Origin of the sequence: Streptomyces sp. NRRL S-118 (assembly GCF_000716335.1) — a bacterium.
GTDB lineage: Bacteria > Actinomycetota > Actinomycetes > Streptomycetales > Streptomycetaceae > Streptomyces.
On the sequence record NZ_KL591002.1, the window covers coordinates 61341 to 87939 of the forward strand.

Genomic DNA, 26599 nt, shown 5'->3' on the forward strand with positions numbered 1-26599 from the left:
CTGGTCAAGCCGCCCGATTCGACCCCTTGTCCCGCCGGGCGGAGCGTCCTGCGCCACGTGTTTGAATGCCCCGGTGAACATTGCCCACGACGTCCTGGCCGTCTTCTGCGCCGCAGACGGGCGGTACGGAAACCTCCTCGGCGTCGTACGCGACGGCCGCGTCTGCCCCGACGAGGCGTCCCGCCGGGCGCTCGCGCGGGACCTCGGCTTCAGCGAGACCGTGTTCGTCGACGACCCCGAGCGCGGCGCCGTGGACATCCACACCCCGACCGTGCGCCTGCCCTTCGCCGGGCACCCGGTCGTGGGAGCCGCCTGGCTGCTCGACCTGGAGGTGGTGAACCCGCCCGCGGGCGAGGTGTGGGTGCGCCACGACGGCGAGTTCACCTGGATCACCGCCCGCCCGGAGTGGGCCCCGCCGCGCACCCTGCGGCAGTACGCGTCGGCCGCCGAGGTCGAGGCGCTCGACGTGCCGCCGCCGGGCGACTGGGTGTACGCCTGGGCGTGGGAGGACGAGGCGGCCGGCCGCGTCCGGGCGCGGGCGTTCCCGGGACGCGGCGACGGCATCGACGAGGACGAGGCGACGGGCGCCGCGGCCCTGCTGCTCAGCGCCCGGCTGAACCGGGCGCTGAACATCACGCAGGGCCGGGGGTCGCAACTGCTGACGGCCCCCGGCCCCGACGGCTTCATCGAACTCGGCGGTCGCGTACGGGAGATCAGGCGCTGAGCGGGAACTCCGAGCCGAGCTCCCGGAAGACCGCGCCGTTGAAGTCGAAGGCGCGCTTGCACTCGTCGACGATCCGCTGCTTCTCCAGGTCGTCCGCGTCGACCCGGTCCAGCAGCTCGCGGTAACCGCGCTTGAACGCCGCCGGGTTGGGGATCTGCTCGAAGACGTAGAACCGCACGCCGTCGCCCTTGCGCGCGAAGCCCCACGTCCGCTCCGCCTTGTCACGGATGATCTGGCCGCCGGACAGGTCGCCGAGGTAGCGGGTGTAGTGGTGCGCCACGTACCCCGCCGGCCAGGTGCGGGCGCACTCCTCGATGCGGGCGGCGTACGCGGCGGTCGCCGGCAGCGCCGTCGCCGCGGTACGCCAGCCGTCGCCGCGCAGGTGCTCCAGGTCGCGCTCCAGCGCGGCGGTGCGGAAGAGCTCGGGCTGTATGAACGGGCCCGCCACCCTGTCCTGCGCCAGCGGGCCGGCGGCGCCCTCCAGGGCCCGGTACACGAACCACAGCTGCTCGGTGTACCGGGCGTAGGCCTCCACGCCCAGCCGGCCCCCGAGCAGGTCGCTCATGAAGGCCGAGCTCTCCGCCTCGGTGTGCTGCTGGTGCGAGGCCGTGCGGATGAGCGTCGAGAAGGGGGTGACGGTGGCGCGTGCGTCCAAGGCGGGCCTCCCGGGCCGAGGGGACGGGGAGTGGCAGCCGGACCCGCCGGAGCGCGCCCGGAGGCCACCACCGCCGATCATCCCCGCTTAGGCTTACCTAAGTCAACGGGATCCCGACGGTCCGTCGGTAAAAAGCCTACCCACCCCGCGCCTCACGGCAACGTGAGGATCTCCGCCCCGGTGTCCGTGACGACGAGCGTGTGCTCGAACTGCGCGGTCCGCTTGCGGTCCTTCGTCACGACGGTCCAGCCGTCGTCCCACATGTCGTACTCGTGCGTGCCCAGCGTCAGCATCGGCTCGATCGTGAACGTCATGCCGGGCTGCATGACGGTCGTCGCGTGCGGCGAGTCGTAGTGGGGGATGATCAGGCCCGAGTGGAACGAGGAGTTGATGCCGTGCCCGGTGAAGTCCCTGACCACCCCGTAGCCGAAGCGCTTGGCGTACGACTCGATGACCCGGCCGATGACGTTGATCTGGCGGCCCGGCTTGACCGCCTTGATGGCGCGGTTGAGCGACTCGCGCGTCCGCTCGACCAGGAGCCGCGACTCCTCGTCGACGTCACCGCACAGGTAGGTGGCGTTGTTGTCGCCGTGGACACCGTGGATGTACGCCGTGACGTCCAGGTTCACGATGTCGCCGTCGCGCAGGACGGTGGAGTCCGGGATGCCGTGGCAGATGACCTCGTTCACCGAGGAGCACAGCGACTTGGGGAAGCCGCGGTAACCCAGCGTCGAGGGGTAGGCGCCGTGGTCGCACAGGTACTCGTGCGCGACCCGGTCCAGCTCGTCGGTGGTCACGCCCGGGGCGATGTGCTTCGCGGCCTCCTCCATCGCCCGGGCGGCGATGCGTCCCGCGATGCGCATCCGCTCGACGGTGTCGGAGTCCTGCACCTCCGGGCCCGTGTACGGCGACGGCATGGGCTTTCCGACGTATTCGGGGCGGCGGATGGACCCGGGAACGGAACGAGGGGGAGAGAGCTCCCCTGGTACGAGCAGCGACTGGCCAGACATGCAGCGAGTCTAACCAGGCTCCGCGGGGGCACCATGGCGTCAGAGGAAGGAGCCGGGAATGGCCCTGTTCAAGAAGCGCACGACCGGAAAGCCGGGCGAGTGGTACTACTGCCTGAAGCACCAGAAGGTGGAGGAGGGCCCGGAGTGCCCCGCCAAGAACCGCTTCGGCCCGTACACCTCCCGCGAGGAGGCCGCCCACGCGATGGACACGGCCCGCGAGCGTAACCTCGAGTGGGACACCGACCCCAACTGGCACGACCCCCGGGACACCCCGGGCCCCCGCGACACCCCCTGACGGACCCGGCCGCGGGCGCCGGGATCACCAGCGCGCAGGCGGCGGCGACGTCAGGTGGTCGGCGAGGCGCGAGAGGCGGTCGCGGAAGCGGCGGCGGGCCCGCGGGGACGGGGACGGCAGTGTGTTCTCGCCGGCCGCGGCGCTCACCAGGTGCTGGACGGTGTCCAGGTCCACGTCGTCCGCCTCCGCCACCGTCAGCCCCTCGTGCGCCAGCCCGTGCACCTCGCGGTCGCCGCCGTCCAGCGACAGCACCGTCGCCCCCGCCCGCCGCGCGTCGTGCACCCGCTCCAGCAGGCCCTCGTCCGGCCGGGCGGGGGCCACCACCAGCAGCGTCGAGCCGCGCCCGGCGGCCTCCAGCCGGCCCAGCCCCACCGCCAGGTGCGCCGGATCGGAAGGGCGCACCCGGTGCCGCACCAGCGTGGGTGCCAGCTCCGGCTGCCCCGACCACGCCGCCTCGTCCACCAGGTGTGCCGTCAGGTGCCACGGCTCGTACTCCGCCGTGCCCACCAGCAGCAGCCCGCCGCCGTGCGGCACCACCGAGGACCGCAGCACCCCGGCGAACCGGCGGGTCGCCGCGGGCCACTCCGTCCCGGCCAGAACCTCACGCAGCAGTGCGACGCGTACGGCATCCATGGCGCCGCATCCTGCCCCCGCCCGACGCCCCGGCGCGGGCCTTCGCCGAGACATCACCCGGACGGGTCGGCGCCACCGCCGGGGCCGTAGTGTCGGCACCATGACTACTGATCCGTACGACCTCCCCGACGTCTCCGGGCTCGTCGTCGGCGTCCTCGGCGGCACCGGCGACCAGGGCCGCGGGCTCGCCTACCGGTTCGCCCGCGCCGGCCAGAAGGTGATCATCGGCTCGCGGGCCGCCGAGCGCGCCGAGGCCGCGGCCGCCGAGCTGGGCCTCGGCATCGAGGGCGCCGACAACGCCACGTGCGCCCGCCGCAGCGACGTCGTGATCATCGCCGTGCCGTGGGACGGCCACGCCGCGACGCTGGAAGCGCTGCGCGAGGAGCTCCGCGGCAAGCTCGTCGTCGACTGCGTCAACCCGCTGGGCTTCGACAAGAAGGGCGCCTACGCCCTCACGCCCGAGGAGGGCAGCGCCGCCGAGCAGGCCGCCGCCCTGCTGCCCGACTCGCGCGTCACCGCCGCCTTCCACCACCTGTCCGCCGTCCTGCTCCAGGACGAAACGGTCGAGGAGATCGACACGGACGTGATGGTGCTCGGCGAGAAGCGGGCCGACACCGACATCGTCCAGGCCCTCGCGGCCCGCATCCCCGGCATGCGGGGCGTCTTCGCGGGCCGGCTCCGGGGCGCCCACCAGGTGGAGGCGCTGGTCGCCAACCTGATCTCGGTCAACCGCCGCTACAAGGCCCACGCGGGCCTGCGCGTGACCGACATCTAGAGCGCGGCGGGCATGGGGGACACTGGACGGGCACCACCCGCACCCGGACAGGAGCCGACCCCCATGCCCCGCCTCGCTCTGTACGCCCTCGTCGTCTGCGCCCTCGCCGTCACCGCGGCCGTGGTCTCCTTCGTCCAGGGCAGCTGGCTCGGCATCGTGTGGGTGCTGCTGGCCGGTGTCTCGTCCAACATGGCCTGGTACTACTGGCGCCGCGGCAGGGCCGTCACTCGCTGACCAGCGACTCGCACAGCGGCGCCTGCTCCTGCCACAGGCTGGTGTACAGGTCGCGCCCGCAGTACGTCTCCAGCTCGGGGATGCCGAGTCCGCCGAGGACGGTGTCCACCAGCCCGAAGAAGGCGGCGTTCACCTCGGGGATGAAGAGGAACACGAACACCGCGAGCAGCCCGAAGGGCGCGTACGGCTCGACCTTCCGGCGGACCCGGTACGACAGCCATGGCTCGATCACGCCGTAGCCGTCCAGGCCCGGCACCGGCAGGAAGTTCAGGATCACCGCCGACACCTCCAGCAGCGCGATGAACGCGAGCGCGAGGCGGAACGGCAGCGGGACACCGTCCAGGGCGCCCAGCCAGAACGGCGCGGTCAGGACGGCCGCGAACACGACGTTCGTGAGCGGGCCCGCCGCGGCGACCAGGCTCTGTTTCCAGCGGCTGCGGATGCGGTGCTGCTCGATGAAGACCGCCCCGCCCGGCAGGCCGATGCCGCCCATGATCACGAAGATCACCGGCAGCACCACGCTCAGCAGGGCGTGGGTGTACTTCAGCGGGTTGAGCGTGAGGTAGCCCTTCGCGCCGATGGAGATGTCGCCGCCGTGCAGCGCGGTGCGCGCGTGCGCGTACTCGTGCAGGCACAGCGAGACGATCCACGTCGACGTGACGAACAGGAAGACGGCCAGGCCCGGGTTGGCCGAGAAGCCGGTCCACACCGCCCACCCCGTGACCCCCATGACGGCGGCGATACCGAGGAAGACGGGGCTGATCCTCCGCTCGCTGTGGCGGGACGTGGCGGTGGCCATGGGCGGCGCTCCTGGGCTCGGGGACGGTAGAGACCGTACCGGACCGCCGCCGGGCCACCGCGTTCACGTCCGGTTGCGGAACCTCGCCACCGCCAAGGGGGCCGTCACCAGCGTGAGGGCCGCGGCCCAGGCGAGCGTGGTCCACACCGCGCCGGCGACCGGGCCGCCGTTGATCAGGCCGCGGGCCGCGTCCGCCAGGTTCGACAGCGGGTTGTACTCGGCGAACGCCCGCAGCCAGCCGGGCATCGACGCGGGCGGGGCGAAGATCGAGGAGCCGAACTGAAGGGGCATCAGCACGAGCAGCGCCACTCCCTGGACGGCCTGAGCGGTCGGCAATGTCAGTCCGAGCAGGATGAACAGCCACATCAGGGACGCTCCGAAGACCATGGACAGTCCGACGGCGCCGAGCACGGCCGGCACGGAGGTGCTGACCTCCAGCCCCAGCAGGAAGCCCATGCCGAGGAGGATCACCGAGGCGACCACCATCCGGCCGGTCTCGACGACGATCTTCGCGACGAGGACGGAGGACCGGGCGATCGGCAGGGTCCGGAACCGGTCCATGATCCCCTTCCGGAAGTCGTCGTTGACGCCGCTGCCGACGGCCATGGCGATGTTCAGGCCCATCATCGCCATCAGGCCCGGGACGACGTAGTTCACGTACGCGTCCCGGTCGCCGCCCAGCGCCAGGCCGACCGAGCCGCCGAAGACGTACACGAACAGCAGGGTGAGGACGACCGGCGTCAGCAGGACGTCGATCATGGACTGCGGATCCTGCTTGATCTGCAGGGCGTTGCGCCGCACCAGCGCACCGACGTGCCGCAGGTGGGAGCGGGCACCGACCGCGCTCACGCGGCCACCTCCTCGGAGACGGACGGCGAGGACTTCTCGCCGGTGACGGCCAGGAACACCTCGTCCAGGCTGGGCAGATGGGTACCGATGTGCGTGAGGGCGAAGCCGCGCGTGCCCAGCAGGCCGACGGCCGCGGTCAGTTGCGCGTCACTGAGGATGGGGACGTACAGCAGGCCCTCGTCGGGGACGACCGTCGAGCCCGCGATGCCGTCCAGGCCGCTCTCGGTCAGTGCCCGCGCCATCGCGGGCAGGTCGGCGGGGTCCGCCGGGCGGACCTGGAGGGTGCGGCCGCCGACCTTGGCCTTCAGCTCGTCGACGCCGCCGGTGGCGATGACCCGGCCCCGGTCGACCACGGTGAGCTCGTGCGCCAGCTGCTCGGCCTCCTCCATGTACTGGGTGGTGAGCAGGACCGTCGTGCCCTCGGCGACCATCGCCTTGATCTCGTCCCACACCTCGTTGCGGGAGCGGGGGTCGAGGCCGGTCGTCGGCTCGTCCAGGTACAGCACGGACGGGCGCCCCACCAGGGACGCGGCCAGGTCGAGGCGGCGCCGCATGCCTCCGGAGTACTGCATCGCGGGGCGCCGGGCGGCCTCCGTCAGGGAGAAGCGCTCCAGCAGTTCGTCGGCGCGCCGGCGGGCCGCGGCGCGGGACAGGTCGAGCAGCCGCCCGATCATGTACAGGTTCTCCCGGCCGGACAGCTTCTCGTCGACCGAGGCGTACTGACCGGTGAGGCCGATGGTGCGGCGCAGCAGGTGCGGCTGGCGCACCACGTCGTACCCGGCGACGGTGGCGGTGCCCGCGTCGGGGACGACCAGGGTGGACAGGCAGCGGACGAGCGTGGTCTTGCCGGCGCCGTTCGGGCCGAGGACGCCGAGGACGGTGCCCTCGCGGACGGCCAGGTCCACGCCGTCGAGGGCCTTGGTCCCGCCGTAGTGCTTGACGAGGCCCCGTACCTCGACGGCGTTCGTGTCGGATGGTGGTGTCATGCGGCCCATGGCACCAGCCGTCACCGACACGGCACCGACACGGCACCGACACCCCCGTGGGGCCGCGGACCGGCGCGCGCTCGGCAGCCGGCCGGCGGCGGGTGGGCGCTACTGCTTGGCGTAGTCGCCGAAGCCGACCCAGTCGAGCACCACGCACGGCTCGTCGCCGACGACCCATGCGTCGTGACCGGGCTCGACGGCGAAGTAGTCGCCGGGGCCCACCTCGTCCTCGGTGCCGTCGTTCATGACGATCCTGAGCCGGCCGCTGACGGTGTAGCAGGCGTGCGCCGCCATGCAGCTGTCCGTGCCGGCGATGGGCTTGACGTGGTCGGACCACTTCCAGCCCGGCTCGAACACCGCCCGGCCCACGGGGCCGCGGTCCGTGCTGACCAGGTCGAGTCTTCCCTTGTCGCCCTCGAAGGGACGTGTCTCATCGGGGGATTCGAAACTCTTGCGTACGATTCCGGCCATATTTCTCGCCTCCTCCTCCGAGGCTAGTTCCGGATGGCCGGATACGCCCGACAGCCCGCCGATGGGGGAAGTCGGCGGGCTGTCGTCTGTGCGGGGAGTGGCCTGGTGGCCGTGCGGCCCGGGGGCCGCACGGCCCGGAAGGCGGGCCCTAGTGGAAGGTGTGCTCCTCGGCCGGGAACGCGCCGCCGACGACGTCGTCGGCGAACGCCTTCGCCGCGTCACCGAGCGTCCGGCGGAGGTCGGCGTACTGCTTGGTGAACCGCGGCACCTTGCCGCCGGTCAGCCCGGCCATGTCGGTCCAGACGAGGACCTGCGCGTCCGTGTCGGCCCCGGCGCCGATGCCGATGGTCGGGATGTGCAGGGACCGGGTGACCTCGGCGGCCAGCTCGGCCGGTACGAGCTCCAGCACGACCGCGAAGGCGCCCGCGTCCTGCGCGGCCTTCGCGTCGCGCAGCAGCCGGTGCGCGGCCTCGTCCCCGCGGCCCTGCACCCGGTAGCCCATGGTGTTGACGGACTGCGGGGTCAGGCCGAGGTGCGACATGACGGGGATGCCCGCCTGCACCAGCATCTCGGTCTGCGGCAGCGAGCGCTCGCCGCCCTCCAGCTTGACCGCGCCGACGCCCGCCTCCTTGATCAGCCGGGTCGCGGAGCGCAGGGCCTGGACGGGCCCTTCCTGGTACGACCCGAAGGGCAGGTCGCCGACGACCAGGGCGCGCTTGGTGCCCCGTACGACGGCGGCGGACAGCAGCGTCATCTCGTCCATCGTGACGGGCACGGTGGTGTCGTAGCCGAGGTGGCAGTTGCCCATCGAGTCGCCGACCAGGATCACCGGGATGCCGGCCTCGTCGAAGACGGAGGCGGTCATCGCGTCGTAGGCGGTCAGCATGGGCCACTTCTCGCCCCGCTCCTTGGCGGCGGCGAGGTCCAGCACGGTGATGCGGCGAGTGCCCTTGCCGCCGTACAGCGCCTTGCTGCTGTCGGCGGGCTGCGTACGGGCAGCCTGAAGCGTCATGGAAACGGCTCCTTCGTCATCTCGAGGCGCCCTGACGGCGTCCCCGGACCACGTCCATGGTGGCACTTCGTGCCGCGCGGGGGGAAGTGGGCCCGCCACACTCCGGCACTCCGGTGGCGTAAGCCGCGCCACCACCGGACGGTCTCATGACAAACACGGCATTACGGTCGGAATATGCCCGTACCGGAAGATCAGCCCGCCTCCGCAGCCGTTTCCCCCGTCGTCCCGGAAGCCGTCCACCGCCGGCGCTGGGTGATCCTCGGCGTCCTGATGTTCAGCCTGCTCATCGTGGTGCTGGACAACTCCATCCTCAACGTCGCGGTCAAGACCGTCGCCGCCCCGGCCCCGACCGGCCTCGGCGCGACCCAGAGCGAGCTGGAATGGGCGATCAACGCCTACACGCTCGTCTTCGCCGGCCTGCTGTTCACCTCCGGCCTCCTCGGCGACCGGATCGGCCGCAAGAAGGCCCTGCTCTTCGGCCTGGTCGTGTTCGGCGCGGGCTCGGCCCTCGCCGCCCTGGCCGACGCCCCGGGCGAGCTGATCGCCTACCGCGCCCTCATGGGCTTCGGCGGGGCGTTCGTGATGCCCGCCACCCTCGCCGTCCTGATGAACGTCTTCGAGCGCGACGAGCAGCCCAAGGCCATCGGCATCTGGGCCGGCAGCGTCGGCCTGGGCATCGCCATCGGTCCGGTCACCGGCGGACTGCTGCTCGAGCACTTCTGGTGGGGCTCGATCTTCCTGGTCAACGTGCCCGTCGTGGTCGTCGCCCTGATCGCCATGGTGCTGCTCGTCCCCGACTCCCGGGACCCCCGCCCCGGGCGGCTCGACCCGCTGGGCGTGGCCCTGTCCGTCGTCGGACTGGTGCTGCTGGTGTACGGGATCATCCGCGGCGGCGAGCTCGCCGACTTCACCGACCCCACCTCCCTGCTGCCGCTGCTGGGCGGGCTCGCGGTCCTCACCGGCTTCGTCCTGCACGAGCTGCGCACCGACCACCCGGCCATCGACATGGCCCTCTTCCGCAAACCGCCCTTCTCCGGGGCCGTCGCCGCCATCTCGCTGGTGTTCTTCGCGCTCATGGGCGTGACGTTCATGTCGGCGTTCTACCTCCAGAGCCTGCGCGGCTACAGCGCGCTGGAGGCCGGCCTGCTGGTGCTGCCGCTGGCCGTGGCGCAGATGCTGTTCGCGCCCCGGGCGCGGCTGGCGGTGGCGCGGTTCGGTGCCCGGGCCGTGTGCACCGCAGGCATGCTGCTGATCGCCGCGTGCCTCGCCTCCTTCGCCTTCTACGACGCCTCGACGCCTGTCTGGGTGCTGGAGCTGGTGCTGTTCGCCCAGGGCGCCGGGATGGCGCACGTCATGCCCCCCGTGACGGTCTCCGTCATGCAGTCGCTGCCGCGGGCCCGGGCCGGCTCGGGCTCCGCGATCAGCAACACCTTCCGTCAGGTCGGCGGCGCGCTCGGGGTCGCCGTGCTGGGCTCGGTGCTCTCCACCGCGTACCGCGGCGGCATCGAGGACCGGCTCGGCGCGGTACCGGAGGGGGCGGCGCGGGACGCGGCGGGGGAGTCCATCGAAGGGACCCTGGCCGCCGCCGAACGGCTCGGCCCGGCGGGGCGCGAGCTGCTCCCGTCCGCGTACGACGCCTTCCTCGGCGCCATGCACGTCACGGCCCTGGTGTCGACGGCCGTCGCCCTGGCCGGCACGGTGGTGGTGGCCGCCGCCCTGCCCGCGCGGCGGCCCCTCGGGCACGGCGGGCCCGTGCCGCACGCGCCGCACGGCAAGGGCCCGGGACGCGGGGAGGCGCGGGAGACTCCGGTACGGCAGTGAGTCCGGTGTCCCGCCGGCGGCCGGACGAGTGATCGCAAATGTGCGCGTTCTGTCACAGCTGCCGCCTCGCCCGCAACCTCCGGAACCCCTTGTGCCGCGGCGATCGTCCTCGTGGCAGTACAGCCGTCGCCCGATCCCCTAGGGTCAGGGGCCGGGGGACGGTGAGCACGACAAGCAAGGCAGTGAGGACGACGGAATGGCGCAGGTGGACGTGACGGCGACGGGGAGCGGCGGCGGCGCGGGGCGCGGGCGCACCGGGTCCCGGCTCCGGTCGGTGGCCGACCGCTTGCGCCACGATCCGGGTCTCTGGCGCCGCGGCGTGCTGCTCGCCGCGTGCGCGGTGCTCCTCGCGCTGCTGATGATCTTCCATGCCCAGATCCCCAACAAGATCGGCAACCTCGGCAGCCTCACGGAGACGTTCCTGCCGTGGCTCGGCCTCTTCCTCCCGGTGCTCCTGGTGGCCGGACTGCTGCGCCGCTCGGCGACCGCGCTGGTCGCGCTGCTGCTGCCGACGGTGGTGTGGCTGAACCTCTTCGGCGGCCTCGTCACCGACAAGTCGGGCACCGGCGGCGACCTCATGGTCGTCACCCACAACGTCAACGCCGACAACCCCGACCCCGAGGGCACGGCCCGCGAGGTCGCCGCGGCGGGCGCCGACGTCGTGGCGCTGGAGGAGCTCAAGCCGTCCATGGTGCCGGTGTACGAGAAGGCACTGGCCGAGAAGTACCCGTACCACTCCGTCCAGGGCACGGTTGGCCTGTGGAGCACGTACCCGATGAGCGCGAGCCGCCCCGTCGACATCCGCATGGGCTGGACGCGTGCCATGCGCGCCACCGTGTCCTCCCCGATGGGTGACGTCGCCGTGTACGTCGCCCACCTGCCGTCCGTACGGGTCAAGCTCAACGCCGGCTTCACCGCCAACCAGCGCGACGACAGCGCCGACGCGCTCGGCGAGGCCATCGCCAGGGAACGGCTCGACAAGGTCGTCCTCCTCGGCGACCTCAACGGCACGATGAACGACCGCTCCCTCAACGCCGTCACGTCCCAGATGCGCTCCACACAGGGCGCGGCGGGCGACGGCATGGGCTTCAGCTGGCCGGCCGCGTTCCCCATGGCGCGGATCGACCAGATCATGGTGAAGGGCGTCGAGCCGGTGGCGTCGTGGTCGCTGCCCGCGACGGACAGCGACCACCTCCCGATCGCGGCGCGCGTCCGGCTCTGAACCGCCGGCGCCGGTACGGCGTGAGGGGCCTCCCTCGTGGTCGCGGGAGGCCCCTCACGCCCTACCGGCTACTTCACCGACTCGCGCCAGCGGTTGGTGATCGGCAGGCGCCGGTCCTTGCCGAAGCCCTTGGCCGAGATTTTCGTGCCCGGCGGGTACTGGCGGCGCTTGTACTCCGCAACGTCCACCAGCCGCAGCGTCCGCGTCACCAGTTCCTCGTCGAAGCCCGCCGCGACGATCGCGTCCTTGCCGTGGTCGCGGTCCACGTACAGCTCCAGGATCCGGTCCAGGACGTCGTAGTCCGGCAGCGAGTCCGTGTCCACCTGGCCCGGCCGCAGCTCCGCGCTCGGCGGCTTGGAGATGGAGTTCTCCGGGATGGGCGGCGTCTGGCCGCGCTCCTCGGCGGCCCGGTTGCGCCACGTCGCCAGCCGGAAGACCGACGTCTTGTAGACGTCCTTGATCGGCCCGTACGCGCCGACGGAGTCGCCGTACAGCGTCGAGTACCCGACCGCCAGCTCCGACTTGTTCCCCGGCGCCAGGACGATGTGGCCCTCCTGGTTGGAGATCGCCATCAGCATCGTGCCGCGCAGCCGCGACTGGAGGTTCTCCTCCGCCAGGCCCGTCAGGCCGAGCGCACCCATGTACGCGTCGAACATCGGCTCGATCGGCACGGTGCGGAAGTTCAGTCCGGTGCGGCGGGCCAGCTCGGCCGCGTCGTCCCTGGAGTGGTCCGAGCTGTACTGGGACGGCATCGACACGCCGTACACGTTCTGCGCGCCCAGCGCGTCGCAGGCGATCGCGGCGACCAGCGCCGAGTCGATACCGCCCGACAGACCCACCAGCACGGACCGGAAGCCGTTCTTCGCGGCGTACGCGCGCAGGCCCACCACCAGCGCCGTGTACACCTCCTCGTCGTCACCGAGGCGCTCGGCGTACCCGCCCGTCAGCTCCGGCTCGTACGCGGGCAGCGGCTCCTGGGACAGCACCACGCGCTCGACGCGCAGCCCGTCGTCGACGGTGCCCGTGGGCGCGTCGGCGGACGCCGCCGGCAGGTCCAGGTCCAGGATCACGCTGCCCTCGGCGAACTGCGGGGCCCGCGCGATCACCTCGCCGTCCTTGTCCACGACGATCGAGTCGCCGTCGAAGACCAGTTCGTCCTGCCCGCCGATCATCGCCAGGTAGGCCAGGGTGCAGCCGGCCTCCTGGGCGCGCTTGCGCACCAGCTCCAGGCGGATGTCGTCCTTGTTCCGCTCGTACGGGGAGGCGTTGACGGACAGCAGCAGCCCGGCCCGCGCGCTGCGGGCGGCCGGGACACGGCCGCCCTCCTGCCACAGGTCCTCGCAGATCGCCAGCGCCACATCCACGCCGTGGACCCGGACGACCGGCATCGTGTCGCCCGGCACGAAGTACCGGAACTCGTCGAAGACGCCGTAATTGGGCAGGTGGTGCTTGGCGAACGACAGCACCACCTCACCGCCGTACAGCACCGCCGCCGCGTTCTGCGGCGCCCCGGCCGGCTGCCCGTACCGCGGCTGCGCCTTCTCGGAGCGGTCCAGGTAGCCGACGACGACCGGCAGTCCGCCGAGCCCCTCGTCGGCCAGCCGCCCGGCCAGCGCCCGCAGCGCGGCCCGGGACGCCTCGACGAAGGACGACCGCAGGGCCAGGTCCTCGACGGGATAGCCGGTCAGCACCATCTCGGGGAACGCCACGAGGTGCGCCCCCTGCTCGGCCGCGTGCCGGGTCCAGTGGACGACCGCCTCGGCGTTGCCGGCGAGATCGCCGACGGTCGAGTCGATCTGATTGAGTGCGAGGCGAAGTTGAGGCACGCCGCCAGTCTAATCGTCAGAGCGACGCGATGTCCTGGCGGCGGCGGTGTGGCCCACCCCACGCCCACCGACGGGTGCGGCGGCGCACCCCAGCGGTGATCATGAAGGGATGAGCGCGACGGAACGCGGCGGCAGGACCCTCGGCGCGCTGCTCGCCCTGGGAGCCGCCGCGTACAGCGCTTGGATCCTGGAGATCCTCCTCCCCACCGGACTCGACCCCATCCGGACCTACGTCAGCGAACTCGCCGCCACCGACCAGCCCTACGGCGGCTTCTTCCGCACCACCGACCTCGTCGCCGGGGCCCTCGTCCTCACCGCCGCGCTGTACGCCCTCCTCGCGGGCGACCGGCGGCCCTGGGCGGCGGCCGGCTGGGCCGGACTCGCCCTCTTCGGCGCCGCCACCGTCGCCGACGCCCGCCTGCCGCTCAGCTGCGCCCCCACCGTCGATCCCGCGTGCGCCGCTCAGGAGGCCGCCGGGATCCTGCCGGCCGCGCACAGCGTCCATGCCGTCACCTCCAGCGTGGCCCTGGCCGGAGCCCTGCTGGGCATCGTCGCGCTCACCCTCGCCGCCCGCCGCTACCACCGGTGGCCGCCCCTCGCCCGCACCGGACCCCTCCTCGCCGGGTGCGCGCTCGCCGCCACCGCCTGGACCCTCACCGCCGTGGCCGCGTTCGGGAGCGGCCACGGAACCTGGGCCCTGGGGGCCGGGCAGCGCCTCCAGGTGCTCCTCGTGGCAGGGTGGCTCGCGGTACTGGCCGCGTCGGTCGCGAGGGGGAGACGATGAAGTTCGTACGGATCGGGGGCATACCCCACCATGTGGTCGTCGAGGGCAGCGGACCCGTCTGCGTCCTCAGCGGCGGGCTCGCCATGAGCTGGTTCGACTGGGAACCCGTCGTCCCGCTGCTCGCCCCCCACCGCACCGTCGTCCGCTTCGACCGCCCCGGCCACGGGCTCAGCGGCCCCGCCGCCGTCCCCCCGTCCGCCACCGGCGAGGCCCACCGGATCGCCGGCCTCCTCGACGCCCTCGGCCTCGACGGCCCCGCCACCGTCGTCGGGCACTCCATCGCCGGGTTCCACGCGGAGGCGTTCGCCCGCCTCCACCCCGGCCGCACCGCCGGCCTCGTCCTGGTCGACACCTCCGTCGAGGAGCACGCGCGCGTGCCCGCCGCCCCCGCGGTGCGCACCGCCGCCGCCCGCGCCCTGGCCGCCGTCCTCTCCGCCGCCGGCGCACCCGCCGCCCTCGGACCGGCCGCCCGCCGTGCCGCGGTCCGCCTCTCCCGCGCCGGATGCGCCCCCGACCCGGCCCCGGCCGCGCTCGTCCGGCGCTGCTACGCCACCTCCCGCGTGCTGCGCGGCGCCCTGCTGGAGAACGTCCACTACCGGGCCGTCGGGGCCGAACTCCTCACTCTGCGCGCACACCACCCGCTACCGGCGGGCACCCCCGTCACCGTCCTCGCCGCGCCCGACTCCCGCCGCTGGACCTCGCGCCAGCGGGCCCTCGCCGAAGTGCTGGGCGCCCGCTTCGAGGCCGTGCCGGGCGCGGGCCACCTGATGATGCTCGACCGCCCGGACGCGGTGGCCGGCGCCGTCCGGGCGCAGCGCGCGGCGAGGGCGTGACGCGGCACCGCGTCACGCCCCCGCACCGGGCCGGGAGAGGGCGGCTCAGCCCTCCGAGTACACCCGCTCCGCCCAGCCCTTGACCTGCGACTCCGAGAGGTGACGGGCGAGGTCGGCCTCGCTGATCATGCCGACCAGCCGCTTGTTCTCGATCACCGGGAGGCGGCGGATCCGGTGGCCCTTCATCTCCCGCAGGACGTCGTTCACATCCGCGTTCGCGTCGATCCAGCGCGGGGTGCCCTTCGCCATCTCGCCCGCCGTCACCCGCGACGGGTCGTGCCCCAGGGCCACACAGCCGACGACGATGTCGCGGTCGGTGAGGATGCCGCAGAGCCGTTCGTTCTCGTCCGCGATGGGCAGGGCGCCCACGTTCAGGTCGCGCATCATCTGCGCGGCGCGGTCGAGGGTCTCGTGCCGGGGGAGCCAATGGGCCCCGGGGTGCATGATGTCCTTGGCGATGGTCATGGGGTGCCGTACCTCCGTAAACGCGTCAACAACGCCGTACGTCCCCGAGCGCCTCCCATTCTCGCCGCGTGCGGGCCCCCACGCGACCGCTGCTGCCAGTCGTGGGGGAGCCCGCCTCCGGCACGGTCTGGCCTCCGGGGCGGTGAAGCGTGCTTCGAGGGCCGGTCTCCCCCTCCGCCCGGCGGCGTGGGGCACCCCCGCTCGATCCGCTCGTACCTCGCGAACCTCCGCGCCCGCCCTGCCTGCGGCGGGGGAACCCCATCCCTTGCGACGCCCGCGCGCCCCTTCGGCTCGGCTCGCCTCAGCCGCGCGGCTTCGCCCCGCGCTGCGCCAGCATGTCGGCCATGAGCCGGATCTCCGACTCCTGCGCGTCGACCATGCCCTGCGCCAGCTGCCGCTCGACGGGGACTTCGCACTTCTCGACACAGCCGTGCGCCATGTGCACCCCGCCCTTGTGGTGGTCGGTCATCAGCTGCAGGTACAGGATCTCCGCCTGCCGGCCGCTCACCGCCCGCAGCCGGTCCAGCTCCGCCTTCGTCGCCATACCGGGCATGAGGCCCTGTCCCGCGCCGCCGTGGTGGGACGCCATCCCCATCCACTCCATCGGCTCCTGGTCCATGGCGACCTTCGGCAGCCCCCACAGGTCCAGCCAGCCCTGCATCATGCCGCGCTGGTTCGCCTGCGTGTTGGCGATGTCGTACGCCAGCCGGCGCACCTCGGCGTCCTTCGTGCGGTCCCGCACGATGAACGACATCTCCACGGCCTGCTGGTGGTGGACCGACATGTCCCGGGCGAACCCGGCCTCCGCCGAGTCCGCCGCCGGCGTGCGCGGCGGCCGCGCCTCGCCGCCGTCCCCGGCCGAGGCGACCGTCGCCGCCCCGGCGAAGAGCAGCGCGAGCACCACCGCCGTGACGGCCACCCAGTGCGTACGGGTGAGCGTGAACGTCACTGCTGCCCCGTCCCGCCCGTGCACGCCGCGCCCGGCTCGGGCGTCTGCGGGCCCTGCACGTACTTCGTGAAGAACTGGTTCACCCGCGGGTCGTCCGCCCCGTCCACCGTGACCTGCTTGCCCCAGGCGCTCAGCATGATCGCCCCGGCCTGGTCCTCGACCGGGCTCATCAGGGTGTACGGAGTCTTGCCGACCTTCTCCTCCAGCTTCTTCACCTCGGCGGCCGGCGCCTTGCCGTTGTACGTCACCCACACCGCGCCGTGCTCCAGCGAGTGGACGGCGTTCTCATTGCGGATCGGCTTCTTGTAGACGTCGCCGTCGCAGTTCATCCACACCGGGTGGTGGTCGCCGCCGACCGGAGGCTTCATCGGGTAGGAGACCGGCGTCGTGGGGTGGTTGCGGCCGAGCTTCTTCGGGTCCCAGGACTTCTCGTCCCGGATCGGCGCCTTGGCCGAGGCCACCTCCTGCGCCTTCTCGTCGCTCTCCTTGTCGAGCACGTACGCGCCGAAGCCGACCAGGCCGGCGACGACCACCGTGCTCAGGGTGATGGTGATGATGCGGTTGCGGCGCTCGCGGGCCTTCTCCGCGCGGCGCATCTCCTCTATTCGGGCGCGGCGGTCGGCGGTGGAGGCGTTGGGGTGGGCAGCCATGATCTCGGTGTCCTTCGTCAGGAGGTACGGGGGCGGAACGCGGGGCGCGGTACGCCCCGGGGCCTGGTTTCCGGATCCGCCGGGCTCGCGCGGCACGACCCGGAGGACAGGCCCTACGTCCGCAGCACCTGGAGGACATGCAGGTCCGGCGCGCGCGGCCGCGCCCCGGTGCGTTCCACCGGATCCGGCGCGTGCGCCTCGCCCAGCCGGGTGAGCGCGTCGGCCTGCTGGGGCGGGTCGAGCGGCGGGGCGGTGAGGACGGCGGGGGTGAGGTACGGGAAGAGGGTGCAGCCGCCGCGGTCGTACGGGCAGCTGTACTCGGTGACGTCCCCGGCGGCGAGCGTCATGCGGACGTCGGCGTGACCCCGGTGGGCCTCGGCGCGGTCGGCGCCGCCGAGACAGACGAAGAGCGCGGCGAGGAGCGTCACCACGGCGCCCAGCAGCGCCATGGGACGCGCGATGCGTATGAGCCCCAGGCCCCCCATGGGCGCTGATGTTAACGGCCGTGTGCCGGATCGGACCATGCCCCTCCGTCCGGGCCCCGGGCGGAGGGGCATCGTCGGGCCCTCGCGGGTGCGTGGACCGTCGTGCGCGGGGAGGTCAGGTTTGCGCGGGTTCGTATCCGTCGCGTGCGGGAAGGTCAGGCCCTCGCCGGCTCGTGGTCCGTCGCGCTGAGGGCCAGCAGCGCCACGTCGTCGCCGATGACACCCGCGTACGCGGACAGGTCGCGCCACACCGAGCGCACCAGCTCCACCGGGTCCTCCGTGTCCCGCGGCACCCGTGCCGCCAAGGGGTAGAAGGCTCCCGCCGCGTCGCGCGCCTCCGTGACCCCGTCCGTGTGGGCCAGCAGCACGTCCTTCGGCCTCAGCGGCACCGCCACCGCCGCAGGCGGCCGGAACTCGGCGAGCCCCAGCCCCAGGGGTGCGCCGGGTTCCAGCGCCACCTCGCGCGCCCCGTCGCCGTTCACCAGCAGCGGCGCGGGATGGCCGCAGCTGAGCACCCGCACGCCGGGTGGGGCGTCATGGTCCCCGACGGGGAACTCCATCAGCAGCGCGGTCGCGAACACCTCGCCGTGCGCGCCCCGGCGGGCCGCCGCGTCCACCACCAGCCGCCGGTCCAGACGGGCCGCCACCCCGCCCAGCTCCGGCTCGTCCAGCACCGCCTCCCGGAACGTACCGAGCAGCGCCGCCACCGTCCCGACCGCCGCGAGCCCGTGCCCCTGCACGTCGGCGACGACGGCCCGCACCCCGTAGGGCCCCTTCTGCACGTCGTACAGGTCCCCGCCGACCAGCGTGCCCCTCTCCGCCGCCCGGTACAGCGCACCGCACCGCACCGGCCCGACCCGCTCGGGCAGCGGCGGCAGCACCGCGAGCTGAGCGGCCTGCGCGACCGTACGGACCGACACGAGCTGGGCGTCCCGGCGCGCCCGCAGCCACGCCAGCAGGACGCTGACCGCGCCGATCATGACGAACGCGAGCAGGTCGCCGTACGAGACGTCGTCCGCCCGGATCGCGGGCATCAGCAACAGCGCGAACAGCGTGCCGGAGACCAGCGCGGTGCCGAGCTTGCCGTACACCAGTGACGTGAGCGGCGGCACCACCGCGAACACGAAGCCCAGCTGCACGCTCTCGGGCGTCGTGAGCTGGACGATCACCAGCAGAACCATCGCCGGCCACGGGAGCAGGCGCAGCCAGGCCGGCAGCCGGGTGCCGGGCAGCTCCTGAGCGCCACGGTCCATAAGGCCCAGTCTGCGAGGCCACCGTTACGTACGCCACAGGCCGCCAGGCAGTATGGGTTCGCAACGTGCACGAAACCGAGTGGTGGCATGCTGGCCTGATCAGCGAGGATGGGTGTGGGAAATGGACAAGCAGCAGGAATTCGTGCTCCGGACGCTCGAGGAGCGCGACATCCGCTTCGTGCGCCTGTGGTTCACCGATGTGCTCGGGTTCCTGAAGTCGGTCGCGGTCGCCCCCGCCGAGCTGGAGCAGGCCTTCGACGAGGGCATCGGCTTCGACGGCTCGGCGATCGAGGGCTTCGCCCGGGTGTACGAGTCGGACATGATCGCCAAGCCTGACCCGGGAACCTTCCAGATCCTCCCGTGGCGTGCGGAGGCCCCCGGCACGGCCCGGATGTTCTGCGACATCCTGATGCCCGACGGCTCCCCGTCCTTCGCGGACCCGCGCTACGTCCTCAAGCGCATCCTGGCGAAGACCTCCGACCTCGGGTTCACCTTCTACACCCACCCCGAGATCGAGTTCTTCCTGCTGAAGGACAAGCCGCTGGACGGCTCCAAGCCGGTCCCCGCCGACAACTCCGGCTACTTCGACCACACCCCGCAGAACGTGGGCATGGACTTCCGCCGCCAGGCGATCACGATGCTGGAGTCGATGGGCATCTCGGTGGAGTTCAGCCACCACGAGGGCGCGCCGGGCCAGCAGGAGATCGACCTGCGGTACGCGGACGCCCTGTCGACCGCCGACAACATCATGACGTTCCGCCTGGTCATGAAGCAGGTGGCGCTGGAGCAGGGCGTGCAGGCCACCTTCATGCCGAAGCCGTTCTCGGAGTACCCGGGCTCGGGCATGCACACCCACCTGTCCCTCTTCGAGGGCGACCGGAACGCGTTCTACGAGTCCGGTGCGGAGTACCAGCTGTCGAAGGTGGGACGTTCCTTCATCGCGGGCCTGCTGAAGCACGCGGCGGAGATCTCGGCCGTCACGAACCAGTGGGTCAACTCGTACAAGCGCATCTGGGGCGGCTCGGCCCGCACGGCCGGCTCGGGCGGCGAGGCGCCCTCGTACATCTGCTGGGGCCACAACAACCGCTCGGCCCTCATCCGCGTCCCCATGTACAAGCCCGGCAAGACGGGCTCCTCCCGTGTCGAGGTCCGCTCCGTCGACTCCGGCGCCAACCCCTACCTGGCGTACGCGGTCCTCCTCGCGGCGGGCCTGAAGGGCATCGAGGAGAACTACGAGCTCGGCCCCGGCGCGGACGACGACGTGTGGGCCCTCTCCGACGCCGAGCGCCGCGCGATGGGCATCGAGCCCCTGCCGCAGAACCTCGGCGAGGCGATCTCCCTGATGGAGCGCAGCGAGCTGGTGGCGGAGACGCTGGGCGAGCACGTCTTCGACTTCTTCCTGCGCAACAAGAAGCAGGAGTGGGAGGAGTACCGCTCCGAGGTCACCGGCTTCGAGCTCCGCAAGAACCTGCCGGTGCTGTAGGCGCGGGTTTTCGTTCGAGCAGCGCTCCGGGCCGGCGCCGCCATGGTGCCGGCCCGGAGGCGTCTGCGCGGACACCCCGGCCGCGAAGGTCTCTCCGCGGGCCCGGCAGAGGCTGACGCCGACGCGGTCCGCCGGACAGGAAGCGGCAGTTGGGGCAGTCCGGCCGAGATCGCCGGAGGAAGTGACCCAACCCACGTCTCAGAGGTCAGCCTTTCGAAGCGTCATTTGACAAGCTTCCCGTGCTTCCACTTATCGCAACCGGGAGGCTGCTGCCCGCCCAGGAAGTCGTCCTTTTCCAGGCTTTCCGCCACCGGGACGTACCGTTTGGCGTCGTCCTTGTAGATCATGGCCGCGTCGACCTTGTTTCTGTCGACGCCGACCGGCCAGCAAGTGTATTTGTCGACATGTGCATGCTCGAAGGTGGTATCGCGTACGTTGACGATCGCACCGGCGAGATTTGCGCTCTCCAATTGGGCCCCGGTGAGGTCGGTGCCCTGCAGGCTCGAGTCCTGAAGGTTGGCCCCGATCAGCTCTGCACCCTGCATGTTGGCGTCATCGAAGACGGCGCCTGTCAGGTCGGCGTCCCGGAACCTGACGCCCTGCAAGTCGGCTCCGGTGAAGTCGGCGCCGCGCAGCATTTTCCCGCTGAAATTGATGCCTTTGACGTCCCGGTCGCCCGGCGTGAATCCGGGTATGGCCGCGGCGATCTCAATATTTGCGCGCCATGCCGCGTACTTCTGGGCCTCCCCGAGCGTCTGCTCCAGAAACAGGGCGGAAACCCCGACAGCAATTCCCGTGACCAAGCCGCCGCCGATACCGGCCAGCACTTCGATCCTGGGTTCGCGTTCCGGCTCACCGATGGCCATTCGCCAGGCGAGGATTGCTCCGGCTCCACCGAGTATCCCGAGGAGGATCAGCATCCCCAGCAGCGCCCATGACCACGCCCCTGTCTCAGGCATGGGCACCATCCCCAACGCGTGACGTGTGTAAGTGCCCTACTTCCTCCCTACGCCTGATGCCGTTTGATCGCAAACGCTACGACTCAGTGACAGCCGCCGCCGCTCCACCGCAGGCAAGGGGCGCAACCACTCATGACTCACCTGTACTTGCAAAGCAGCACTGCACCGCGCGGCTTCGGCCACGTCGGATCGGGCCGTCAGTCGGCCTCGAGCGGCGGCCCGCACCGGCCGGCAAACGACGACGGACGACCGCTCGATCGCCGGTCACTGACACTTCGGCACAAGGTGTCCGGCGGCAACTCCCCTCACCGCTCATCGCCTGATGTCGTCGAACTGTTCGGGCGTGTGGCCGTGGTGCCCCTGGTTCCCAGGGGCTCCTCCCCGTTCGCGATGACGAGGAACCGGGCCACGAGAACGAGGTACGCGTGCTCAGACTCGACCGGGGCGCGGTCACGTGGCACACGGAGGCGCTGCTGTCTCCGTGCATCCCGACGGTGGAGGATCCCTCCGTCGTCCGAAGGTCTCCGGCGCATCCTGCCGCAGGCGCGGGCCGGCGATCCCGCGCGGGCGGGGGCCCGATAAATCGGATGCACGGGCGGGCCCGCCACGGGTAACTTCCTCTCCGACGCCTTCCGATGCGCCGCGCCCCGGTTACTTCCTGACAAAAAACACCGGTGCCCACTCTGATCCCGGGAGGCGTCCGCCGTGCCGTGGGCCGAACCGCGGCGTGCCCCTCCGACCCCGACCTCCAGGGGGACCTCTGCATGACCCGCTTCAACCGTCAGCGAGCCAAGGCCGAAGCCAGGAGCGAGATCCGGGCGGAGATACCGGGCTTGACCGCGGGCGGAGCGACATCCCCGCTCTCCACGCACGGCCAGTGGGTCCTCCCGCCGGCCCGCGCGCTCCGGCGGACGGTCTTCCCGCTGCCGCCGCACGGCATCAACCACGAGGGGGGCGCCGGGTACGTCCGGGAGCCGAAGTCCGAGCTCTTCCTGCTCGCCGTCGCCAACATGGCCGGACAGCACAGCTTCTACGAGAGCGCCCCCTCCCGCGACGAGCGGTACGCCCGGCTCGTCCGTGACCTCGCGGTCAGCGACCCGCGGTGGACCCTCGCACTGCTGCGCTGGCTCCGCACCGAAGCCCACATGCGGACGGCCTCCCTGGTGGGCGCGGCCGAGTTCGTGCGCGCCCGGCTGGACGCCCGGGCCGCCGGCTACTCCCGGCAGGCCGTCGACGCCGTCCTGCAACGGCCGGACGAACCCGGCGAGTTCCTCGCGTACTGGACCTCCCGGTACGGGCGCAGGCTGCCGCAGCCGGTCAAGCGGGGGATCGCGGACGCCGTACGCAGGCTCTGGACCGGCCGGGCGCTGCTCAAGTACGACACCGGCTCACGCGGGTTCCGCTTCGGCGACGTCCTGGAACTGACCCACCCCGCCCCGGCGCCCGGCAAGCCCTGGCAGGGCGACCTGTTCCGGTACGCCCTCGACCGGCGCCACCACCCCGAGCGCGCCGTGCCCCCCGCCGGCGAACCCCTTCTGGTGGCCCACCACGCGCTGATGTCCGTCCCCGCGAGCGAGCGGTACGCGCTGGTCACCGCGCCCGACGGGGCCGAGCGGCTGGCCGCCGCCGGAATGACCTGGGAAGCGCTGGCCGGCTGGCTGCACGGGCCCCTGGACGCCGCCGTCTGGGAGGCCGTGATCCCCTCGATGGGGGCGATGGCGCTCGTCCGCAATCTGCGCAACTTCGACCTCGCGGGCGTCAGCGACCGGGTGGCCGAGGACGTGGCGCGGCGGATCTCCGACCCGGCGGAGGTGCTGCGCTCCCGCCAGTTCCCCTTCCGCTACCTGGCCGCCCACCGCAACGCGCCGTCGTCCCGCTGGGAACAGGCCCTGGAGGCGGCCCTCGGGCACTCCCTCGCCAACGTGCCCGCCCTGCCCGGGCGGACGCTGATCCTCGTGGACCGGTCCGGCTCGATGTTCGACCGGCCCAGCGCGCGAACCCAGCTCAACCGCGCGGACTCCGCCGCGATCTTCGGTACGGCACTGGCGCTGCGGGCCGAGCGGGCCGACCTCGTCGAGTTCGGCACCGACAGCCTGCTGGTCGAGCCGGCGCCGGGCGAGTCCGTCCTGCGGGCACTGGACCGCTTCCACGACCTCGGCGGCACGAACACCGCGGAGGCCGTCACCCGGCACTACGCCGACCACGACCGGGTCGTCGTCGTCACCGACGAACAGGCGTACTGGACGCCCCTCGTCGACCCGCTCGCCGCCGTCCCGGAGCACATCCCCGTCTACACGTGGAACCTGGCCGGCTACTCCACCGGCCACAGCGCCGCCGGGCCGCACCGCCACACCTTCGGCGGCCTCAGCGATGCGGCGTTCCGGCTGATCCCGCTCCTGGAGTCCGGCGCGCACGCGACATGGCCCTGGGACCTCCAGGCCGTGTCCTAGCGCTCCGACAGCTCCGACGGTGCCTCCTGCACCGTCCAGCCGTTGCCGTCCGGGTCCTGGAAGAACATGAACGAGTTCCAGGTCTCGCCCTTGCCCTCCGCCCAGCCCTCCGCGCCCAGGTGCTGGACCGGGCTCACCTCCACGCCCCGGGACACCAGCTCGGCCCGCGCCGCCTCGATGTCCGTCACACACAGCTGCATCCCCTGGAGCGAGCCCGGTGCCATCTGCTGCCGGCCCGGCGCCATGGGCATGCCGCTCTGCAGTGCGATCGAACAGCGCGAGCCCGGCGGTGTCAGCTGGATGATGCGGATCCCCGGGGCGACCTCGGTGTCGAGGTCGGTCTTGAAGCCGCACTGCGTGCCGTAGAACTCCTTCGCCCGGTCCAGGTCGGTGACCGGGACGAGGACGACCTCGAGTGTCCAGTTCATGAGCGCTCCTTCGTCGGTTGCGTCCATCAAAACCCGACTCCGTGCCGCGCGCGGACTCATCGCTCCGACCGGTCCCATTCGTCCCAGCGCAGGACGCCGTCCAGACCGACGGTCGCGAAGCCGTCCGGGGTGGCCGCCGGGGCGCCGCCGAACAGCGCCCGCCCGCCGCCCGGCCGCAGCGCTCCCGCCGGACCCGTCGCCACCGCGCCCGTCGCCGAGCGCAGCGCCAGCCGGTCGCCGGCCGCGCCCACCGCGCCGTACCCCGCCAGGCCGCCCGGCAGGTCCCGTACCGGCGACGCCACTCCGGTGCCGCCCGTGAAGCGGGCCGTGCGCACCGCGCCCGAGTCGGGCTTGCGGAACCACAGCCGTACGCCGTCGGTGCCGTCCGGCACCGCGCTCAGTGCCACCGTGGTCGGCGGCAGGCCCGTCCGCACCGGGCCGGTCACCGGACCGCCGGGCGCCGCCTGCGTCCAGGCCAGGACCGTCTTCGCCGTGGCCGCGAAGACATGGCCGCGGCCGGTCGCGTCCGTCGCCGCCACCGGATTGCCGTGCACGCCCGCGCCGCCCACCGACGCCCAGGCCGTCCACGTGCCGTCCGGCCGCTGCGACGTCAAGGCCATGCCGTGGCCCGCGTCGCGCACGTACACCGTCATCAGTCCCGCCCGGTCCACCAGCGCCGCCGGGGCGCTGATGTCGGACGTCCCCGCCGCGTCGTCCCGCTCCGGCGTACCCAGCGAACGCCACGGCCCGAACCCACCGCCCGGCGCCGTCTGCACGGCCGTCACCACCTCGCGGCGGTACGTCTCCGGAGCCTCCTCGTCCAGTTCCGTCCGCGTGCCGAACACCGCGATCCGGCCGTCCGGCAGCCGTACGGACGTCACACCGCCGTCCATGCCGCCGCCCGGCCGGAGCACCGGGCCGGTCCAGGCCCGTGTGCCCGCCTTGTGCCACACCGCGAGGCGGCCGTCGAGCACCGCGAAGGCGTACAGCTCCCCGGGCCGGGCGCCCCGCTGCACCCACGACGTCGAGTCCGAGCGGGTGTAGCGGACGGAGTGCGCCCAGCCGTGCCCGGCGGGGCGGGCCGCCACCTTGCGGTCGCCGCAGCCGGCCGGGTCCTCGCAGTAGTCCGTGTGGTCCATCCACGCGTACGTCCGCAGCGCACGCAGCTTCACCTCGACGCTCGCCGGGTCGAGGGAGTGCGGCAGGCCGCCGGTCGGGTAACCGAGGTAGTTCTGCACGGCGAAGTGCGGGCGGCCGGGCTCGTCCGCGTACCGGGCGAGCGCCGCCTGCGCGAACCGGGCGCCGTACATGTGGTCCTGGTGGTCCGACGGCTCGCCGGTCCGGTCGTTGACGCCCGGCGTCGGGTCCATCATCCGGACGAACGTGGGCTTGAAGCGGCGCAGGACGCCGGTGATCGTCTCGATGGCCTGCGCCTTGCTGTACGAGAAGTCCTCGCGCACCGGCGAACCGGCGGCCAGCTGCGACTCCAGGCGCTCCACCCGGCCGTCCCACAGGCCGTGCAGGCTGTGCGGGCGGTCACCGGTGATGCTGCCCGCCTCGCGCAGCTGCAGCCACACCAGGCTGATCTGCGGCTGCGCCCGCAGCGTGTCCAGCTCGGCGCGGCCGCCGCCCGCGGTGGTGATGGAGGTGCGGTCCCACGGGCTGGTGCGGTTCCCGGTCGCCATCTCGGCGTACGCGGCGCGTATGCCGTTCTGGCGCGCTTCGGCGTACGCCGCCTTGTCGGCCGGCGGCCGGGGGTCCTGGCGGCGGGCGTTGCGGCCGTCGGACTCGCCGGCCGTGAGGTAGACGGAGGTCAGGGCGTGGCCGGTCGCCAGCGACTGGCCGGTGTCCGGGTTCATGAAGAACAGGTCGTCGTCCGGGTGCGCCATGATCTGGACCACCGACTCACCGGCGGTCCGCACCGGCTTCACCGCCACGGACTCCGGTACGCTGCGGCTCGGCCAGTCGGACGCGTCCGACGAGCCGGTGGTGAGCGCGAGGGTGCCGCCGGTGATGCCCATGAGCACGGCGAAGGGCGCCGCCAGGAAGAGGCGGCGTCGGGAGGAGGCGCGGGGGTGCGTGCCCGCGCGGGGTGCGCGGGTCGCGCGGCCGGGAAGGCGGAGGGGCATCGGTGGCGGCTTTCGTGGGTGTGAGGCGAACCGCGGGAGAAGAGGCGCTTTGCCTCGATCGGGTTCATTGGCCCTGGTGTGCGTTGCCTCACGTCGCGGGGCGTGCTTGCTTTCGCGCGGCGTGGTGCCGCGAGGTGTGCTTGCTTTCGCGGGGCGGGTCACGTCGGTGGGCGGCGGGGCGGGGCCCCTCCGGGCTCGACTCCTCGGGGCCGGCGGCCTTGGGTCCCGCGTTTGCTCGCGGTCTCCCGGCCGCCCGGTCCCCTGCGGGGACGACCCTCCACGGCCCCGCCCCGGGTCGGATGCCGTCCGACGGTGGTGGGGGCCTGGGCTGGTTCGGGAGGGGGCGGCTCTCCGGCCTGGGCTGGTTCGGGAGGGGGCGGCTCTCCGGCCTGGGCTGGTTCGGGAGGGGGCGGCTCTCC

Annotated in this window: 27 protein-coding genes and 1 pseudogene; 11 read left to right on the plus strand and 17 right to left on the minus strand. The window is 72.7% G+C overall.

The features are described from left to right. Window positions 1–73 precede the first annotated feature (73 nt). Window positions 74–724 (plus strand): PhzF family phenazine biosynthesis protein, encoded by a 651-nt coding sequence (locus IH00_RS0103735; RefSeq protein ID WP_234334760.1) that lies wholly within the window; start codon window positions 74–76, stop codon window positions 722–724. Here the strand turns inward: IH00_RS0103735 and IH00_RS0103740 are convergent. Together IH00_RS0103740 and map are read right to left on the minus strand one after the other, a co-directional pair. Further along, complete coding sequence (locus IH00_RS0103740) at window positions 714–1379, minus strand: biliverdin-producing heme oxygenase (RefSeq protein ID WP_031069487.1); 666 nt, start codon at window positions 1377–1379, stop codon at window positions 714–716. The genes IH00_RS0103735 and IH00_RS0103740 overlap by 11 nt on opposite strands. A gap of 152 nt (window positions 1380–1531) precedes the next feature. After that, window positions 1532–2389, minus strand: a complete 858-nt coding sequence (gene map, locus IH00_RS0103745; protein ID WP_031069488.1) for a type I methionyl aminopeptidase — start codon at window positions 2387–2389, stop codon at window positions 1532–1534. Window positions 2390–2447: 58 nt separating this feature from the next. Here map and IH00_RS0103750 point away from each other — a divergent pair, with 58 nt between their 5' ends. Next, entirely contained in the window at window positions 2448–2684 is a 237-nt protein-coding gene (locus IH00_RS0103750) for a hypothetical protein (protein WP_031069489.1), read from the plus strand. 24 nt (window positions 2685–2708) lie between these two features. On the opposite strand, the gene IH00_RS0103755 is transcribed toward IH00_RS0103750, so the two are convergent. Then, window positions 2709–3317, minus strand: a complete 609-nt coding sequence (locus IH00_RS0103755) for a hypothetical protein (protein ID WP_031069490.1) — start codon at window positions 3315–3317, stop codon at window positions 2709–2711. A gap of 100 nt (window positions 3318–3417) precedes the next feature. Between IH00_RS0103755 and npdG the strand changes: the two genes are divergently transcribed. Together npdG and IH00_RS39835 are read left to right on the plus strand one after the other, a co-directional pair. Further along, window positions 3418–4092: an NADPH-dependent F420 reductase gene (gene npdG, locus IH00_RS0103760; RefSeq protein WP_031069491.1), complete on the plus strand. Its 675-nt coding sequence runs from the start codon at window positions 3418–3420 to the stop codon at window positions 4090–4092. Window positions 4093–4104: 12 nt separating this feature from the next. Continuing rightward, window positions 4105–4326 (plus strand): hypothetical protein, encoded by a 222-nt coding sequence (locus IH00_RS39835; RefSeq protein WP_078887541.1) that lies wholly within the window; start codon window positions 4105–4107, stop codon window positions 4324–4326. Here the strand turns inward: IH00_RS39835 and IH00_RS0103770 are convergent. The 5 genes from IH00_RS0103770 to panB form a co-directional block, all read right to left on the minus strand. Next, on the minus strand, window positions 4316–5125 hold the full coding sequence (locus tag IH00_RS0103770) for a site-2 protease family protein (RefSeq protein WP_031069493.1): 810 nt from the start codon (window positions 5123–5125) through the stop codon (window positions 4316–4318). The genes IH00_RS39835 and IH00_RS0103770 overlap by 11 nt on opposite strands. 63 nt (window positions 5126–5188) lie before the next feature. Continuing rightward, window positions 5189–5974 carry an ABC transporter permease gene (locus IH00_RS0103775; RefSeq protein ID WP_039946189.1) on the minus strand — a complete coding sequence of 262 codons (786 nt, stop codon included), beginning with the start codon at window positions 5972–5974 and terminating at the stop codon, window positions 5189–5191. Next, window positions 5971–6969, minus strand: coding sequence for a daunorubicin resistance protein DrrA family ABC transporter ATP-binding protein (locus tag IH00_RS0103780; RefSeq protein ID WP_031069496.1), 999 nt, complete (start codon window positions 6967–6969; stop codon window positions 5971–5973). The genes IH00_RS0103775 and IH00_RS0103780 overlap by 4 nt, the downstream gene beginning before the upstream one ends. Window positions 6970–7068: 99 nt before the next feature. After that, window positions 7069–7431, minus strand: coding sequence for a cupin domain-containing protein (locus tag IH00_RS0103785; protein ID WP_031069498.1), 363 nt, complete (start codon window positions 7429–7431; stop codon window positions 7069–7071). Between the two features lie 148 nt (window positions 7432–7579). Next, on the minus strand, window positions 7580–8443 hold the full coding sequence (gene panB, locus IH00_RS0103790) for a 3-methyl-2-oxobutanoate hydroxymethyltransferase (protein ID WP_031069499.1): 864 nt from the start codon (window positions 8441–8443) through the stop codon (window positions 7580–7582). A gap of 174 nt (window positions 8444–8617) precedes the next feature. Here panB and IH00_RS0103795 point away from each other — a divergent pair, with 174 nt between their 5' ends. Then, window positions 8618–10264 carry an MFS transporter gene (locus IH00_RS0103795; protein ID WP_078887542.1) on the plus strand — a complete coding sequence of 549 codons (1647 nt, stop codon included), beginning with the start codon at window positions 8618–8620 and terminating at the stop codon, window positions 10262–10264. A 196-nt stretch (window positions 10265–10460) separates the two neighbouring features. Next, the gene (locus IH00_RS0103800; RefSeq protein ID WP_031069512.1) at window positions 10461–11486 is read left to right on the plus strand and encodes an endonuclease/exonuclease/phosphatase family protein; all 1026 of its coding nucleotides are present in this window, start codon (window positions 10461–10463) and stop codon (window positions 11484–11486) included. Window positions 11487–11554: 68 nt separating this feature from the next. Here the strand turns inward: IH00_RS0103800 and IH00_RS0103805 are convergent, their stop codons facing one another. After that, the gene (locus IH00_RS0103805; RefSeq protein WP_031069513.1) at window positions 11555–13312 is read right to left on the minus strand and encodes an NAD+ synthase; all 1758 of its coding nucleotides are present in this window, start codon (window positions 13310–13312) and stop codon (window positions 11555–11557) included. 109 nt (window positions 13313–13421) lie between these two features. Here IH00_RS0103805 and IH00_RS0103810 point away from each other — a divergent pair, with 109 nt between their 5' ends. Beyond that, a complete protein-coding gene (locus IH00_RS0103810; protein WP_031069515.1) occupies window positions 13422–14096 on the plus strand; it encodes a DUF998 domain-containing protein in 675 nt (224 codons plus the stop codon). Continuing rightward, window positions 14093–14929 (plus strand): alpha/beta fold hydrolase, encoded by an 837-nt coding sequence (locus tag IH00_RS0103815; protein WP_031069518.1) that lies wholly within the window; start codon window positions 14093–14095, stop codon window positions 14927–14929. The genes IH00_RS0103810 and IH00_RS0103815 overlap by 4 nt, the downstream gene beginning before the upstream one ends. A 45-nt stretch (window positions 14930–14974) precedes the next feature. Here the strand turns inward: IH00_RS0103815 and IH00_RS0103820 are convergent, their stop codons facing one another. From IH00_RS0103820 to IH00_RS0103840, 5 genes are all read right to left on the minus strand, one after another. Next, a complete protein-coding gene (locus IH00_RS0103820) occupies window positions 14975–15394 on the minus strand; it encodes a CBS domain-containing protein (protein WP_031069521.1) in 420 nt (139 codons plus the stop codon). A 301-nt stretch (window positions 15395–15695) separates the two neighbouring features. After that, window positions 15696–16343, minus strand: a complete 648-nt coding sequence (locus IH00_RS0103825; protein WP_031069523.1) for a DUF305 domain-containing protein — start codon at window positions 16341–16343, stop codon at window positions 15696–15698. Continuing rightward, complete coding sequence (locus IH00_RS0103830) at window positions 16340–16993, minus strand: DUF3105 domain-containing protein (protein WP_031069525.1); 654 nt, start codon at window positions 16991–16993, stop codon at window positions 16340–16342. The genes IH00_RS0103825 and IH00_RS0103830 overlap by 4 nt, the downstream gene beginning before the upstream one ends. 113 nt (window positions 16994–17106) lie before the next feature. After that, the gene (locus tag IH00_RS0103835) at window positions 17107–17478 is read right to left on the minus strand and encodes a hypothetical protein (RefSeq protein ID WP_031069526.1); all 372 of its coding nucleotides are present in this window, start codon (window positions 17476–17478) and stop codon (window positions 17107–17109) included. A 155-nt stretch (window positions 17479–17633) separates the two neighbouring features. Further along, a complete protein-coding gene (locus tag IH00_RS0103840) occupies window positions 17634–18731 on the minus strand; it encodes a PP2C family protein-serine/threonine phosphatase (protein ID WP_052411158.1) in 1098 nt (365 codons plus the stop codon). Between the two features lie 121 nt (window positions 18732–18852). Here IH00_RS0103840 and IH00_RS0103845 point away from each other — a divergent pair, with 121 nt between their 5' ends. Then, window positions 18853–20214, plus strand: coding sequence for a glutamine synthetase family protein (locus IH00_RS0103845; protein WP_031069531.1), 1362 nt, complete (start codon window positions 18853–18855; stop codon window positions 20212–20214). Window positions 20215–20435: 221 nt separating this feature from the next. Here the strand turns inward: IH00_RS0103845 and IH00_RS38755 are convergent, their stop codons facing one another. Further along, the gene (locus IH00_RS38755; protein WP_158827664.1) at window positions 20436–21173 is read right to left on the minus strand and encodes a pentapeptide repeat-containing protein; all 738 of its coding nucleotides are present in this window, start codon (window positions 21171–21173) and stop codon (window positions 20436–20438) included. A 395-nt stretch (window positions 21174–21568) separates the two neighbouring features. Between IH00_RS38755 and IH00_RS43800 the strand changes: the two are divergent. Both IH00_RS43800 and IH00_RS0103855 read left to right on the plus strand, forming a co-directional pair. After that, window positions 21569–21787: pseudogene (locus IH00_RS43800) on the plus strand (Imm7 family immunity protein); the annotation flags it as partial. A gap of 150 nt (window positions 21788–21937) precedes the next feature. Continuing rightward, a complete protein-coding gene (locus tag IH00_RS0103855; protein ID WP_031069535.1) occupies window positions 21938–23623 on the plus strand; it encodes a TROVE domain-containing protein in 1686 nt (561 codons plus the stop codon). Here the strand turns inward: IH00_RS0103855 and IH00_RS0103860 are convergent. Both IH00_RS0103860 and IH00_RS0103865 read right to left on the minus strand, forming a co-directional pair. Then, window positions 23620–24051 carry a VOC family protein gene (locus IH00_RS0103860; protein WP_031069537.1) on the minus strand — a complete coding sequence of 144 codons (432 nt, stop codon included), beginning with the start codon at window positions 24049–24051 and terminating at the stop codon, window positions 23620–23622. The genes IH00_RS0103855 and IH00_RS0103860 overlap by 4 nt on opposite strands. A 56-nt stretch (window positions 24052–24107) precedes the next feature. Then, complete coding sequence (locus IH00_RS0103865; RefSeq protein WP_078887543.1) at window positions 24108–26180, minus strand: PIG-L family deacetylase; 2073 nt, start codon at window positions 26178–26180, stop codon at window positions 24108–24110. Between the last annotated feature and the right edge of the window lie 419 nt (window positions 26181–26599).